The sequence below is a fragment of the Nocardioides humilatus genome (assembly GCF_008373755.1).
In the GTDB taxonomy this organism is placed as follows: Bacteria; Actinomycetota; Actinomycetes; order Propionibacteriales; family Nocardioidaceae; genus Nocardioides; species Nocardioides humilatus.
Genome location: NZ_VUJV01000003.1, coordinates 962,049 through 974,995 on the forward strand (window position 1 = coordinate 962,049; position 12,947 = coordinate 974,995).

General features: G+C 70.5%; 15 protein-coding genes. 4 read left to right on the forward strand and 11 right to left on the reverse strand.

Features of this window, described 5'->3' with window-relative positions; translation table 11 throughout:
- Positions 1 to 53: 53 nt before the first annotated feature.
- From F0U44_RS12495 to rsmI, 3 genes are read right to left on the reverse strand one after another with little or no spacing between them, the layout of a single operon-like run.
- Positions 54 to 905 (reverse strand): TatD family hydrolase, encoded by an 852-nt coding sequence (locus tag F0U44_RS12495; protein WP_149728593.1) that lies wholly within the window; start codon positions 903 to 905, stop codon positions 54 to 56.
- Positions 902 to 1,744 (reverse strand): alpha/beta fold hydrolase, encoded by an 843-nt coding sequence (locus tag F0U44_RS12500; RefSeq protein ID WP_149729035.1) that lies wholly within the window; start codon positions 1,742 to 1,744, stop codon positions 902 to 904. The genes F0U44_RS12495 and F0U44_RS12500 overlap by 4 nt, the downstream gene beginning before the upstream one ends.
- Positions 1,745 to 1,754: 10 nt before the next feature.
- Positions 1,755 to 2,612, reverse strand: coding sequence for a 16S rRNA (cytidine(1402)-2'-O)-methyltransferase (rsmI, locus tag F0U44_RS12505; protein ID WP_149728594.1), 858 nt, complete (start codon positions 2,610 to 2,612; stop codon positions 1,755 to 1,757).
- 9 nt (positions 2,613 to 2,621) lie between these two features.
- Here rsmI and F0U44_RS12510 point away from each other — a divergent pair, with 9 nt between their 5' ends.
- Both F0U44_RS12510 and F0U44_RS12515 read left to right on the forward strand, forming a co-directional pair.
- Positions 2,622 to 4,457 carry a dolichyl-phosphate-mannose--protein mannosyltransferase gene (locus tag F0U44_RS12510; RefSeq protein WP_149728595.1) on the forward strand — a complete coding sequence of 612 codons (1,836 nt, stop codon included), beginning with the start codon at positions 2,622 to 2,624 and terminating at the stop codon, positions 4,455 to 4,457.
- Between the two features lie 11 nt (positions 4,458 to 4,468).
- Positions 4,469 to 4,924 carry a hypothetical protein gene (locus tag F0U44_RS12515; protein WP_149728596.1) on the forward strand — a complete coding sequence of 152 codons (456 nt, stop codon included), beginning with the start codon at positions 4,469 to 4,471 and terminating at the stop codon, positions 4,922 to 4,924.
- A 3-nt stretch (positions 4,925 to 4,927) separates the two neighbouring features.
- On the opposite strand, the gene F0U44_RS12520 is transcribed toward F0U44_RS12515, so the two are convergent.
- The 8 genes from F0U44_RS12520 to F0U44_RS12555 form a co-directional block, all read right to left on the reverse strand.
- On the reverse strand, positions 4,928 to 5,197 hold the full coding sequence (locus F0U44_RS12520) for a DUF7218 family protein (RefSeq protein ID WP_149728597.1): 270 nt from the start codon (positions 5,195 to 5,197) through the stop codon (positions 4,928 to 4,930).
- Positions 5,198 to 5,213: 16 nt separating this feature from the next.
- On the reverse strand, positions 5,214 to 5,780 hold the full coding sequence (locus F0U44_RS12525; RefSeq protein WP_149728598.1) for a hemerythrin domain-containing protein: 567 nt from the start codon (positions 5,778 to 5,780) through the stop codon (positions 5,214 to 5,216).
- The gene (locus tag F0U44_RS12530) at positions 5,777 to 6,436 is read right to left on the reverse strand and encodes a hypothetical protein (RefSeq protein ID WP_149728599.1); all 660 of its coding nucleotides are present in this window, start codon (positions 6,434 to 6,436) and stop codon (positions 5,777 to 5,779) included. Before F0U44_RS12530 ends, F0U44_RS12525 begins: the two co-directional genes overlap by 4 nt.
- Positions 6,433 to 7,665 carry an NRAMP family divalent metal transporter gene (locus F0U44_RS12535; RefSeq protein ID WP_149728600.1) on the reverse strand — a complete coding sequence of 411 codons (1,233 nt, stop codon included), beginning with the start codon at positions 7,663 to 7,665 and terminating at the stop codon, positions 6,433 to 6,435. The genes F0U44_RS12530 and F0U44_RS12535 overlap by 4 nt, the downstream gene beginning before the upstream one ends.
- Positions 7,662 to 8,102, reverse strand: coding sequence for a hypothetical protein (locus tag F0U44_RS12540; protein ID WP_149728601.1), 441 nt, complete (start codon positions 8,100 to 8,102; stop codon positions 7,662 to 7,664). Before F0U44_RS12540 ends, F0U44_RS12535 begins: the two co-directional genes overlap by 4 nt.
- A complete protein-coding gene (locus tag F0U44_RS12545; protein ID WP_149728602.1) occupies positions 8,099 to 8,584 on the reverse strand; it encodes a DUF6328 family protein in 486 nt (161 codons plus the stop codon). The genes F0U44_RS12540 and F0U44_RS12545 overlap by 4 nt, the downstream gene beginning before the upstream one ends.
- 82 nt (positions 8,585 to 8,666) lie before the next feature.
- Complete coding sequence (locus F0U44_RS12550; RefSeq protein WP_149728603.1) at positions 8,667 to 9,530, reverse strand: SDR family oxidoreductase; 864 nt, start codon at positions 9,528 to 9,530, stop codon at positions 8,667 to 8,669.
- Positions 9,531 to 9,604: 74 nt separating this feature from the next.
- A complete protein-coding gene (locus tag F0U44_RS12555) occupies positions 9,605 to 10,312 on the reverse strand; it encodes an ANTAR domain-containing protein (RefSeq protein ID WP_149728604.1) in 708 nt (235 codons plus the stop codon).
- A 101-nt stretch (positions 10,313 to 10,413) separates the two neighbouring features.
- Between F0U44_RS12555 and F0U44_RS12560 the strand changes: the two genes are divergently transcribed.
- Both F0U44_RS12560 and F0U44_RS12565 read left to right on the forward strand, forming a co-directional pair.
- Positions 10,414 to 11,400 (forward strand): DNA topoisomerase IB, encoded by a 987-nt coding sequence (locus F0U44_RS12560; RefSeq protein WP_149728605.1) that lies wholly within the window; start codon positions 10,414 to 10,416, stop codon positions 11,398 to 11,400.
- A 142-nt stretch (positions 11,401 to 11,542) separates the two neighbouring features.
- Complete coding sequence (locus F0U44_RS12565) at positions 11,543 to 12,883, forward strand: FAD-dependent oxidoreductase (protein WP_188113459.1); 1,341 nt, start codon at positions 11,543 to 11,545, stop codon at positions 12,881 to 12,883.
- Positions 12,884 to 12,947 lie beyond the last annotated feature (64 nt).

Here is a 12,947-nt window from a genome sequence, read left to right on the forward strand (position 1 = left end):
GGACATCCCCACGATAGGACCGCGGACCCCGGCTCGGATAGGGATTCAGCCGGTCACCAGGAGCCGCCGAACGCCCTCTCGGTGTTGGCGTCGATCGCCGCACAGAGCTCGCCGAGGTCGTCGCCGCGGACCTCGGCCATCGCGCGGACCGTCATCGGGATGAGGTAGGACGCATTGGTCTGCCCGCGGTAGGGATGGGGCGTGAGGTAGGGGGCGTCGGTCTCGACGAGCACCCGGTCCTGCGGGGTGACCACCAGCGCGTTGCGCAGCGGCGCGGCGTTCTTGAAGGTGACCGTGCCGGCGAAGGAGAGGTAGGCGCCCCGGTCGAGGCACTGGCGCGCGAAGGCGGCGTCGCCGGAGAAGCAGTGCATGACCCAGCGCTCGGGCGCGCCCTCCGCGTCGAGGACGTCGAGGACCTCGTCGTGGGCGTCGCGGTCGTGGATGACCAGGGTCTTGTCGAGCCGCTTGGCCAGGTCGATGTGGGCCGCGAACGAGCGCACCTGCGCCGCCTTGCCCTCCGGGCCGGTGCGGAAGTTGTCGAGCCCGGTCTCCCCGACGGCGCGCACCCGCTCGTGCGAGGCCGCGAGCAGCTCGATCGCCTCCAGTGCGGCATCCAGGCCACCGGCGGCGTCGAGGCGCGGTGCCTCGTTGGGGTGCAGCGCGACGCCGGCGACGACCTCCGGGTGCTGCCGCGCGGCGGACAGCGCCCAGGCGGCGCCGCGCAGGTCGCAGCCGATCTGCACGATCCGTCGTACGCCGACCGCGGCCGCCGCGTCGATCGCCTCGCGCGCGTCCCAGGGTTCGGCACCCCGGCCGCCGCGGCCGATGTCGAGGTGGCAGTGGTTGTCCACCACCGGGTGCGGCAGCGGCTCCGGGGCGGGCGGACGGTCGTGGGCTGCGGTCACCCCTGGATTCTCTCCAAGATGATGTCGGCGAGGACGTCGGGCGCCTCGGTCGGCAGCCAGTGCGACCCGCGCTCGAGAGCGACGAACTCGAACGGACCGTCGCACCAGTCGGCGCTGCGCTCCGCGCCGTAGCGGGAGAGCGGGACCTCGCCGGCGCTCCACACCATCGTGGTCGGCGCCGTGATCCGGAACCGCACCGAGCGCGGATCGGTGAGCGGCACGGCGCGGTAGCAGCCGAGGGAGGTGTGGAACGCGCCGTCGTCGATGATCTCGGCCCTGACGCGTGCGACGTCGTCCTTGGTCATGCCGCTCTTGATGAGCTGGCGGTCGAAGCCGGCGCCGCCGTACTTCGCGATCAGCTCGGGCACGAAGGGCAGCTGGAAGCTCACGACGTACCAGGACCTGCGCAGCTGGTCGGACTTCACCATCGCCTTCATGAACGATGCGGGGTGGCCGACCGAGACGGCGGTCAGGGTGCGCACCTTCTCCGGGTGGAAGCCGGCGACCGCCCACGCGGTGGCTGCACCCCAGTCGTGACCGACTACGTGGGCACTGCCGCCGACCTGGTCGATCAGCGCCGCGATGTCGCCGGCGAGCTTGGGCAGCGTGTAGTCGCGGCGCCGCTTCGGCCGGGCGCCGGGGGCGAAGCCGCGGCGGTCGGGCGTGTAGGTGCGGTAGCCCGCGGCGTTCAGGATCGGCGCGACGTGCCGCCAGACCGTGGCGCGCTCGGGCCAGCCGTGCAGGAGTACGACGGGCTCGCCGCCGATCGGACCCTCGTCGAGCACGTCGAACACGAGCCCGTCGTGCTCGATCGTCTCGATCCGCTTCTCCGTCGACATCGCCGTTGACTCAGTCTTCGTCGTCTTCGCCACTGTGCACCACCTGGTAGACCTCGCGCTTGGGCAGCCCGGTCGTCCGTGCCACCGCGGCGATCGCGTCCTTGCGGGACTGGCCGTCCTCGACCAACGCATCGACCGCCGCTCGCAGGCTAGCGTTATCAGTCAGTTGACTGGTAGATGCTTCGGAAGCTCCGCTTATGACGATGGTCACCTCGCCCCGGACGCCGTCGGCGGCCCAGGAGGCGAGCTCGGCGAGCGGCCCGCGTCGTACTTCCTCGTAGGTCTTGGTCAGCTCACGGCACACCGCTCCGGGTCGGTCGTCGCCCCACGCCTGCGCCATCGCGAGCAGCGCGGCCTCGGTGCGGTGCGGTGATTCGAAGAAGACCATCGTGCGCGGCTCGGCGGCGAGCTCCGCGAGCCGCCGCGACCGCTCCCCCGCCTTGCGCGGCAAGAACCCCTCGAAGCAGAACCGGTCGACCGGCAGGCCCGAGACTGCGAGCGCCGTGAGTACGGCGCTGGGCCCCGGCACCGCGGTCACCCGGACGTCGGCCGCGACGGCCGCCACCACCAGGCGGTAGCCCGGATCGGACACCGACGGCATGCCCGCGTCGGTCACCAGGACCACGCGCTGCCCCGCCTCGAGCGCCTCGAGCAGCTGTGGCGTACGGCCGGTCTCGTTGCCCTCGAAGTAGGAGACGACCCGCGCGGTGATCTCGACGCCGAGGTCGGAGGCCAGCCGACGGAACCGCCGGGTGTCCTCCGCAGCGATCACGTCAGCGCCCGCCAGCTCCTCGGCCAGCCGAGGCGGCGCATCCCCCACGCGCCCGATCGGCGTCGCCGCGAGTACGAGAACGCCCGGAGAGGTCACAGGGCGATCATGGCAGGAGTCGTAGAGTTCACCGTCGTGACCGCGACCGACCAGCCCACCGAGGAGTGGACGGGGCTCTCGCGGACGGCGGAGGGTGAGGCCGTGCCGCTCGCCGCCGAGCGCGGTCGCGGGTTCTTCGCCGGGCTGCGGCCCAGTGACAAAGCCGTCGGCTGGCTCGCGCCGATCAGCGTGACGCTGGTGGCGTTCGCGCTGCGGCTCTACCACCTCGGCACCCCGGCCCGGTTCGCGTTCGACGAGACCTACTACGCCAAGGACGCCTGGTCGGTCCTGCACAACGGCTACGCGCAGACCTACCTGACCGACGTCGACGGCAACACGGCCAACAAGATCGACGCCGACATCCTCGAGGGCCACGTCAACAACGTGTGGACCGGCGACCCGTCGATGGCCGTGCACCCCGAGGTCGGCAAGTGGCTGATCGCGCTGGGCGAGCACACCTTCGGGATGGACCCCTTCGGCTGGCGCATCGCGTCGGCCGTCGTGGGCGCACTGATGGTGCTCGTGATGTGCCGGCTGCTCCGTCGGATGACGGGGTCGACGCTGCTCGGCTGCATCGGCGGCATGCTGCTGATGTTCGACGGGCTCCACTTCGTGCTGTCGCGGCTCGCCCTGCTCGACATCTTCTTGGCGTTCTTCCTCCTCTGCGGGATCCACTGCATCGTTGCCGACCGGGACTGGTACCGACGGAGGATGGCGCGCCTCGTCGACGGGGTTTCGACAAGCTCAACCACCGAACCCGGATGGGGCCCGGTCCGCGCCCTGCTCTTCCGTCCCTGGCTGCTCGCGGGCGGCATCAGCTTCGGCCTGGCCATCGGCACCAAGTGGGTGGCGCTCTACCCGCTCGGGGCGTTCGGGCTGATGGTGTGGTTCTGGTCGGCCGGCGCCCGGCGCAGCCACGGCGTGCGGTGGTCGGTCGTGAAGTCGGCGGTCTCCGACGGCATCCCGGCGTTCGTCCACCTGGTCGTCGTCGCGGTGCTCGTCTACATCGCCACCTGGACCGGGTGGCTGATCCACGCGAGCGCCTACGAGGACCACCTCAGCTCGACGCAGTACCGGCAATACACCGGCCAGGGCCACTGCGCCGCCAACGACGACTCCTACGTGGCGACCGACCTCGACCACAGCAAGCGCTGGCCGACCGCCACCGAGAAGGACGCCAGCGGGCTGGGCGAGGTGTGGCAGTCGCTGCGATCGCTCTGGTACTACCACCAAGACGTCTACACGTTCCACACGCACTTCCTGAACTGCTCCGAGCACACCTACGCCTCCAAGCCGTCGAGCTGGCTGCTCATCAACAGGCCGGTCGGCGTGGCCGTCACCAACGACATCCAGCCCGAGGACCGCCCGCTCACCGGGGAGAACCAGGGCCTCCCCCGCGACAAGGACTGCGACGCGGCCGCCAACGAGGACTGCATCCGCCAGGTCCTCCTCATCGGCACGCCGATGATCTGGTGGGGCGGGTGCATCGCCCTGCTCTTCAGCGTGGTGATGTGGATCGGCCAGCGGGACTGGAGGTACGGCGTCGCGGTGGTCGGCACGCTGTCGACCTGGCTGCCCTGGCTGCAGTACGACGACCGCCCCATCTTCATCTTCTACGCGATCGCGATCCTGCCCTTCGTCGTGATGGCGCTGACGTTGTCGATCGGCACGCTGATCGGGCCCTCGCGGCTACCGTCGACGCGAAGAACCGTCGGCGTGGTGGTCAGTGGTGCGTTCCTGGTGCTCGTGCTGGTCAACTTCGCGTGGTTCTGGCCCATCTGGACCAACGGGTTGCTGACGAGCAGCGAGTGGCTGGACCGCATCTGGTTCCAGCGCTGGGTGTAGGAGAGAGAGACATGAAGCGACTGTTCCTCCCGCTGGCGATCGCGGGCGCGCTCGTCGTCATCGTCGTCGCGGTCGTGGTCATGCTCGCCGCGGGCGACGACGACCCGAAGGGCGGCGGACGCGACGCGGACGCGACGACCTCGGCCGTCACGACCGCCGCCGATGACGCGTGGTGCGCCGGCTGGGACCAGCTGGTGCTCACCCAGGGCACGTGGGTCGCCGATCCCAACCCGACCAACGCCGACGCCGTCATCGCTGCTGTTGATGGACTGCAGGCGCTCGGGGCTCCGGAGAGCCTCGACCCGTCCGGCTACACCGAGATGAACGCCGTCCTCGACGACGTGCGCGGGAGCGTCGACCCGTCCTTCACCCCGTCGGTCGCACCGTCGGAGCCCGCCGACGTGGAGCACGGCAACGCCGACGAGGCCCCGTTCGGCGCCTGGCTCGCGGAGTACTGCCCGCGCTGATGGTCAGTGGTTGCGCAGGGCTTTGATCAGCTCGCCCTTGCGCATGCCGGACCGGCCGTCGATGCCGATCTCCGCGGCGCGTTCGCGCAGCTTGTCGACGGTCCAGTCCTCGTAGTCGCCGGCCTTGCCGCCGCGACGGCCGACCGCCTTCTTGCCGTCGCGCGCCGACGCGTTGGCGATCCGGGCGGCCTTCTCCTTGCTCGCGCCCTCGTCGCGGAGTGCGTCGTAGGTCTTGTCGTCCTTGATGCTGGATCCGTGCTGCCCACGGGGCATGGTCGTTCTCCTCTCCCTACAGGTCGGCGTGCTCCTGGAGCTCGCTCGCCAGCTCGTCCTTGCTCATGGAGGACGCCCCGGTGACGCCCACGTTGGCGGCCTGCTGCTCGAGCTGGTCCTTGGTGATGTCGGCCGGCTGGTCGCCGAGGAGTCGTTCGCGCTCGGCGAGGAACGACACACCGAGCTCGGCCAGCCCGTCCTCGTCGAGCCGCTCGCGCAGGTCGGCCAGGACCGTCTCCTCTTCCTCCTCGACGTGGTGCTTGACCGCGTCGATCAGCTTCTTGAGCACCACGGCGAAGTCCGGTGAGGTGGGGTCGGTCGCCGCGACCTCCTGCGCCAGCCGGTCGGCCGCGAGGTGCTCCTCCTGGCTGTGCTCGACGTCGTCCCCGGCCCCGGCTTCGCTGATCGCCGGGTAGACCTTCGCTTCCTCGGCACGGCTGTGGGCCGTGAGGAGGGTGGTCATCACGGGCACGAGCGTGGGCCGGGACGAAGGGTCGTCGAGCAGTGTGTCGAAGAGCCGCTCGAGCTCGCGGTGGTCCTTCAGGATCAGGTCGACGACGTTGTGGGTCGGGGCTTCAGTCATGGCGGGGTGGTACCCACGTCACCCCGCACGATGCGTGCCTCCCAGTCGATCTCGACCTCCGCCGCGTCGACGAACCGCGAGTGCCGGTGCATCCAGCGAACGACGGCCGCGACCAGCCACGGCCCACGCCCCGGCGCCCGCTCGTAGCCCAGGTAGGAGCCCGGCCGACCGTGGCCGACGAGCAGCGCGGTGACGGACTTGCCGCGGGCGTCGGGCCGCTCCGCAAGGCGTACGTCGAGCACCTGCAACGCCTTGCCCGGACAGTCGGCCAGCTCCACCCGCATCTCGAGCAGTTCGCTGAGGGTGTGGCGGGTCGGGCCGGACGGCGGGTCGGACCGACGCTCGATCAGCTGGTCGCGACCCACCGACAGCCGGATGTCGCTGTCGACCTCGGCGACCGCCTCGATGTCGATCACACCTGGCCGGCTCCGCTCAGCGTTCGCCGGCGCCAGCCGCACCCACCGTCGGTAGAGCCCACGACTCAACCGCGGCAGCAGCGCCGCCATGCCGACCAGCAGCCCGGTCGGCACCAGGCTGCCGTCGGGCTCCTCGGTCAGCTCGACGTCGTCGACGTTTCCGACGAGGAGACCGTCCACGTCGACGATCTGCCGGTCGAGGAGGTGCAACGCGGCGTCGTACTGCTGGCGGGTGGTCATGCCGTCCCCATCTTCGTCAGCACCATCAGCGGGATGGCCGCGATCGCGGCGACACCCACCAGCACCAAGTAGACCGTGCCGAGCGCGTTGGCCACGCGACCGTTGGTGTGCTCGCCGAGGTAGTCGGGATCGTTGGCGACCACCAGGATCGGGAAGTAGGTCAGCGGCAGCGCGACCGCCGAGAAGACCACGGAAAACTCGGTGACCAGGATCGGGTGGACCATCGTCATCAGCACCCCGGCGGCGAGCACGGTGAAGAGCACCAGGCTCAGGTGGAAGGCCCCTGCGACGCGGGGCTTGACGTATTTGCCCCACTGCCAGCCGACGTACTGGGCAACGCTGTAACCGGCCGAGAGCCCGGTCTCGCAGGCGGCGCCGAAGGTCGCGGCCACGAACCCGACGATCGCGATCGCGAGGCCGATCTTGCCGAGCCCGACCGCCACCGGGAGGCCGACCTCACCGAGGGTCTCGACCGAGATCCCGAGCGGCTGGTAGACCGTCGCCGCCGCGGCCGCGATGAAGAGCGACAGGAGCCCGCCGAGGGGGAATCCGATGAAGACGTTGGCGCGCATGGTGGAGATGTCCTTGGTCGTCCAGCGCTCCTCGACACCACCGGAGGAGAAGAAGAAGACCTCGTAGGGCGTCATGGCTGCGCCGAAGAGCGCGACGGCGAAGTAGGCGTAGAGGGTCCAGCTCTCACCGAGCGGCTTGTCGGCCGCCGCCATCTGGCTGCTGAGGTGTCCCCAGTCAGGGTGCAGCTGCCACAGCGCCACCCCGAAGACGATCAGGCTGAGGCCGAGGAGACCGAGCACGTTCTCCATCAGCGAGAACTTCGCGCGCCACAGCACCAGCCACACGAGCACGGCGACCAGCGGCACCCAGAGCAGGTAGTGCACCGAGGTGACCAGCTCGAGGGCGAGCGCGACGCCGCCGATCTCGGCGATGAAGGTGAGCAGGGTGACCGCGAGCGATCCGGCCAGGTTGAGCAGACCGACGCGCGGCCCGAGCCGCTCGCGCACCAGGTCGAAGGTCGCACGGCCGCTGACCGCAGCGATCCGGCCCGACATCTCCGCGAAGACGCAGATGCCCACCACGCCGACGACGACCACCCAACCGAGGGAGAGACCGAAGCGAGCACCGACCTGGGCATTGGTCACCAGGTCCCCGATGTCGACGAACCCGCCGATGGCGGTGAGGATGCCGAGCGCGATCGCGAAGAGACGCTTCACAACGCGGCTCTCTGCTCGTCGAGAGCGGTGCGCAGCCGGTCGAGCTCGCGCAGCAGTCGGGACACGTCGTAGTGCTCGGCGACGACGGCCTCGCGCGCCTTCCGCACCGCCTCGGTCGCGCGGCCGATGAGAGCAAGCACCTTCCTGGGCACTCCGCCGAGCGACGCCGGCGCCTGCACCGAGGACAGCTTCTCCTCGGCGGTCGAGGCGGCTTCCTCCGCGGCGACCGCCATGGTGATGCCGTACGACGACGGCAGTCTGCCGCCGTTCAGCTGCTCGAGCACCAGGCTGGCCGTGGCCACCTCGCTCGCGACGTCGTCGAGGGTCTGCCGCGCCTGGTCGCGCCACGCGCTGCCGTCCGGGTGGGAGACGGTGCAGCCGGCGAAAGGCGTGAGCAGGAAGCTCAGGGCCAGCAGAACGGCGACCGCGCGCCTCAACGGACCCTCGCGATCAGTGGCACCCCCAGCCAGAGGGTGAAGTACATCGTCAGAACCGCCAACGACGCGACGATGCCGCCCGTGGTGCCGAGAACGATGTCGAAGACCAGGAGCACGACACCCGAGGACACGACCGCCAGGCAGGTCAGCCCGACCCGCGCGCTGATGTTGGCAGCCGACACCAGCCAGTGCCGCTCGCGCTGGTGGAACAGCACTCGGTGGAAGGCCGCCGGAGCCACGATCAGGCAGGTCGTGACGACCGAGCCGGTCAGCACGCAGAGGTAGATCGTGCGCTGGGCGTGGTCGAGGTCGGCGAAGCGGTCGGTGAAGGGCACCGTCAGCAGAAAGCCGGTCAGGATCTGCACGCCGGTCTGCATGACGCGGAGCTCTTGGAGGAGCTCGTCCCAGTTGCGGTCGAGTTGCTTCGAACGGGGAGAAGGCCCCGTGGTTGCCGCGCTCCGGCGTACGTGCGTAGCAGTCACGGGACCTCTCGCCTCTCGTCGCGCCCGACCGGGGGCCGGCGGACTTGACCTTGCAGTACCCAGGGCAATGCCGCACATGCCACTAGAAAACCGGCTTTCCTCCGGTCACCCCGAGCACTGTTCCGGAGACGTACGACGCATCGGATCGCGAGGCCAGGAAGACGAACGCCGGCGCCACTTCCGACGGCTGCCCGGCTCGACCCAGGGGCGTGTCGGCACCGAACTGCTCGATCTTCTCGGGCTCCTGCGTCGCCGGCTGGAGGGGCGTCCAGATCGGGCCCGGCGCGACCGCGTTGACGCGAACACCGTCAGATCCCAGCTGGGCAGCGAGATTGACGGTCAGGTTGTTGATCGCAGCCTTCGTGGCCGCATAGTCGAGCAGACTGGCTGACGGCTCGTAGGCCTGGATGGAGGCGTTGTTGATGATGCAGCCGGGCCCCTTGCGCAAGTGCGGGACCGCCGCACGCGTCAGCCACATCAGGGCGTAGAGGTTCGTCTTGAAGGTGCGGTCGATCCGCTCGTCGTCGTAGTCCTCGATGGTGTGGTCGCGCGCCATCTGGTAGCCGGCGTTGTTGACGAGGACGTCGAGACCACCGAGCTCGCCGACGGTCCGCTCGACGGCCTCGTCGCACGCGGCCCGCTCGCGCAGGTCGAGGGCGAGCTGAAGAGCGGTGCGACCGGCGTCCTGGACAAGGGCCGTGGTCACGTCGGCGTCGTCCTGTTCCTCCGGCAGGTAGGTGAAGGCGACGTCAGCACCTTCGCGGGCGTAGGCGAGGGCCACCGCCCGGCCGATCCCGGAGTCGCCCCCGGTGATCAGTGCGATCTGGCCCTCGAGCCGGCCGTGACCGACGTAGGAGTCCTCGCCGTGGTCGGGGACCGGCGTCATCTCTGCCGTCGATCCGGGTGGCTGCTGCTGTTGCGCGGGAAACTGGACCTCGTCAGGCATGGAGAGCAGATACCCGGGTACAACGTCTGCATGCCGGCCGGCTGGCTCGGCCGACGAGATCCTCCTCCCGGATCTCAGTCGGGGTTGGCGATGGGCCGGTCGGTCGGTGCCGCGGGTGTGGGCGCCAAGGGCGTCGGCGCCGTGAGGTCGTGCAGGAGACCGTCCAGCAGGTTGCGCAGCCCCGGGTGGCTCACCGTTCCGCTCTGAGCGACGTCGATCAGCCCTTCGGCGAGCTCGCGGAGCTTCACGTTGCGGTTGCGCGACCACCAGCGCAACATCGCGAAGGCGGCGTCGGGGTCGAGCCCGTAGCCCAGCATGAGCACGCCCTTCGCCTGCTCGATCGTGTCGCGGGCTGCTGCCGAGGCCTCGACGGCAGCGGCAGCAGCGGCGGCGTTGGCTGCATCGAACTCGGGCGTCAGGTCGAGGTAGTAGCCCGTGAGCCGCTCCACCTCACCCCCCGGTCCGCGCTCGCCGCTACCGACGAAGACCACGCGGCGCACCTCGTCCCTGACGATGAGGCGGTAGGACATCGTCAGTGGCTCGCCGGTGGTGACCGCTCGCCAGAAGAGCTCCTCGACCCGCTCGCGGTCGCCGTCATGCTTGTGGCGTAGGAAGAGCTCGGTGGTCGGCTCGACCTCACCGGGCCGGTAGCCGTGGATCGTGAAGACGTCGTCGTCCCAGTGCCAGCGGTCGGCCTTGACGTCGTATTCGAAGCTGCCGGTCTGCCGGGCTTCCGCGGCGCGCGCCTCCCCGCGAGGGGCGGCGTCCTTCTCTTCGATCACGGCGTCAGTATGGCCGCGCTCCACTCCGGGTATCGACGTTCCCGCCAGAAGGACACGACGAAGGGGGACGGCGTGAACAAGATCGTCGTCCTCGCCTGACCATGCCTCGACTGCGCAGGGTCTCGTGGCAGGAGCCCGGCTGGACGCGACGCCGGTGCGGTCGCGGGTTCCGCTACCTCGACGAGCAGGGGGCCTCGCTGGCGCCCGCCGACCTCGCGCGGGTGCGTGCTCTGGTGATCCCGCCGGCGTGGACGGAGGTCTGGATCTGCTCCTACGACCGCGGCCACCTGCAGGCCGTGGGGATCGACGAGGCCGGCCGGCGGCAGTACCTCTACCACCCGGCCTGGCGCGAGCAACGCGACGCCGAGAAGTTCGACCGGGTCGCGACCCTGGGGCTGAAGCTACCCGGCCTCCGACGCAGGTTGGTGCGTGAGCTGCGCGCCGAGCCGGGCGACGAGGAGGTCGAACGTCGCCGAGTGCTTGCCGCGGCGGTACGGCTGATCGACCTCGGCTGTTTCCGGCCGGGCTCGGAGAGCTCGGCGGAGGAGTTCGGGAGCCACGGCCTGACGACGGTCGAGCGCCGTCACGTGCGGCGCCACCAGGGCGACCTGGTCTTCGAGTTCGTCGGCAAGTCCGGGGTCGAGCACGAGGTACTCGTCGACGACCCCGATGTGGTCTCGGTCCTGACCACGATCACCCGCGGCCGCGCGGGGAGCTCACGCGTCCTCGCGTCGAAGGTCGACGGCCGCTGGCGGCCGCTGACCCCCGGGGAGGTCAACGACCGCGTCCGCGAGCTGACCGGCCTCGACGTGACCGCGAAGGACTTCCGCACCTGGCATGCCACGGTGACGGTCGCGGTCGCCCTTGCGACCGCGCCGCCGGCCACCTCCGTCGCGGCGCGCGGGCGTCGCGTCCGTGCCGCGTTGGTCGAGGCTGCCGAGCTGCTCGGGAACACGCCGGCGGTCGCGCGTTCGTCCTACGTCGATCCGCGGGTCCTCGAGCTCTACGACGAGGGCGTCGTGCTCGACCCGGTGCCGAGCGGTCCCAACGCGATCGACCGGGCGGTCGCTGCTCTGCTCACGGAATGACCGGCCCTGTGGCGTTCATCGCGCCCGATCCGTGGAGGAGCGGGCGCATTCTGGGTACCTCGTGATGATGGAGCGACAACGCGATACCTCGTCCTGCCTCTGGCTGGGCCGCCACGACCCAGCACTCGGGGACCGATCCCCCGTGCCCGACGAGGTCGAGGTGCTCGTCGTGGGCGCAGGGCTCGCCGGGCTGGCGACCGCCGTACAGATGGCCCGCGCGGGCCGCCAGGTCGCCGTCGTGGAGGCGCGGACCGTCGGCGCTGCCACCACCGGACGGACGACCGGCAAGATCTCCCTCCTCCAGGGCACCAAGCTGACGCGCATCCGCGACCTGCACTCGGCCGAGGTCGTCGAGGAGTACGTCGCCGCGAACCGAGCCGGGCAGGACTGGCTCCTCGACCTCTGCGAGGCCTACAGCGTCGAGGTGCAGCGACGCGACGCGGTCACCTATGCCGGCGACGCGACCCAGGTCGCTGCTGTGCGAAGCGAGTGCGACGCCGCGGCTGCTGCCGGCCTCCCGGTGACCTTCGCGGAGCGTTGGGACTCACCGATCCCGCATCACGGTGCGGTGATCCTGCGCGACCAGGCGCAGTGCGACCCGGCCCAGCTCCTCACCGCCCTCGTCGACGAGCTGAAGGCCGCGGGCGGCACCGTCCACGAGGGGCACCGCATGGTGCGCGTGTCACTGACGGGTCGGCCCGAGGTCACCCTGGACGGCGGGGCGGTGGTGCGTGCTGACGACGTGGTCGTCGCCACCGGCGCTCCCGGGCTCGACCGCGACCTGCGCTTCGCCTCACTGACAGCCCAGCGCTCCTACCTGCTCGCCTATAGCGGCATCGAAGGGATCGGGGCGATGGCGATCAGCGCCGGATCGCCGACCCACTCCTTCCGCGACGTCCCCGGAGAGGAGCCGGTGACACTCGTCGGTGGTGCGGGCCACCCCGTCGGGCGTACGAAGTCGGAGGTCGTCGGCGTGGACCGGCTGCGCGGCTGGGTCGTCGAACAGTTCCCCGATGCGGTCGAGACCCACTGCTGGTCCGCCCAGGACTACAGCCCGGCCAACGAGCTGCCCGTCGCCGAGACGATCGCCATCGGGAGCAGCCGGCTCCACGTCCTCACCGGCTTCGACAAGTGGGGCCTGACCACCGGCGTGGCCGCGGCGTTCCAGGTCAGCGACCGGGTCCTCGGTCGGCGTCCCGGACCTTGGCCTCGCTCGGCCCACGTCTCGGGGAAGGCGGTCCTGCGGACCCTTACCGACAACCTCCAGACAGCACAGGTTGCCGCGACGGATTGGGCACGCGCCGCCCTGCCGGGCGGCTCACCGGACTGCAAGGTCGTCGGCGTCTGCACCCACCTGGGCGGGAGGCTGCGCTGGAACGACGCCGAGCAGACGTGGGACTGCCCGCTGCACGGCTCGCGGTTCTCCGAGGACGGCGCGGTCCTCGAGGGCCCGGCGAAGCGCCCGCTGCGCCAGCGCGACTGAGCGGGCAACGGAACGGGTATGACGACGGCGTGGTCGGCCGGGTTTCGGCTCGACCACGCCGTCG